A 559-nucleotide genomic window follows, 5' to 3' on the forward strand; every position below is an offset into this window, starting at 1 on the left:
CCCGCAAACATCTGCCGTGTCAACTCAGCCCAGCTCATCTCTTTTTCTGCCAAGAGAAGGGCAAGGTTTTCCCAAAATAATTCCGCCATAGCCCCCTCCTACACGCTTAAGAAGGTTTTAAGAGTTCGCCGCTCCTTCTCTTTCCGTTCACGAGGAAGAAAGGATCGCAAGTCTTCTAGGGTTACATCAGGATAAACCTGGTCCTTATCGACAATCAGAGGCAAACGAAGACTTCTTGCCCGATGGTCCCAGATGATGTCAAGAAATCGGGAAAAGGGGAGGTTATCCCTGCGTTTGTATATCAAACAGGTTGGGGTCAGAAAGTCAAAGCAGTCTGGAGATAGCCGCATCCATTCCAGTAGGTCTTCTTTCTTCAGTTGCTCAAAGTCCACCAGCTCATATGCAATGCCATAAGCATCTAGGGTCTCAATCAAAGACTGGTGTCGGTCTTGGTTTTTGCTTAGATAGAGTTGCATGTGACACCCTCCTTACCCTTGGTTAGGTCTTCCATCACAAACCCACCAAGGATTCTGGTCATATTGACAGGAACCCTGCCCTC

Annotated in this window: 1 protein-coding gene; it reads right to left on the minus strand. The window is 47.9% G+C overall.

Going from position 1 to position 559, the window contains the following annotated elements; genetic code table 11:
- Nucleotides 1–98 precede the first annotated feature (98 nt).
- Complete coding sequence (locus tag ACERC7_RS10725) at nucleotides 99–476, minus strand: hypothetical protein (protein ID WP_373666915.1); 378 nt, start codon at nucleotides 474–476, stop codon at nucleotides 99–101.
- Nucleotides 477–559: the final 83 nt, after the last annotated feature.

Source organism: Streptococcus sp. E17BB, assembly GCF_041807725.1.
GTDB classification, from domain to species: Bacteria; Bacillota; Bacilli; order Lactobacillales; family Streptococcaceae; genus Streptococcus; species Streptococcus entericus.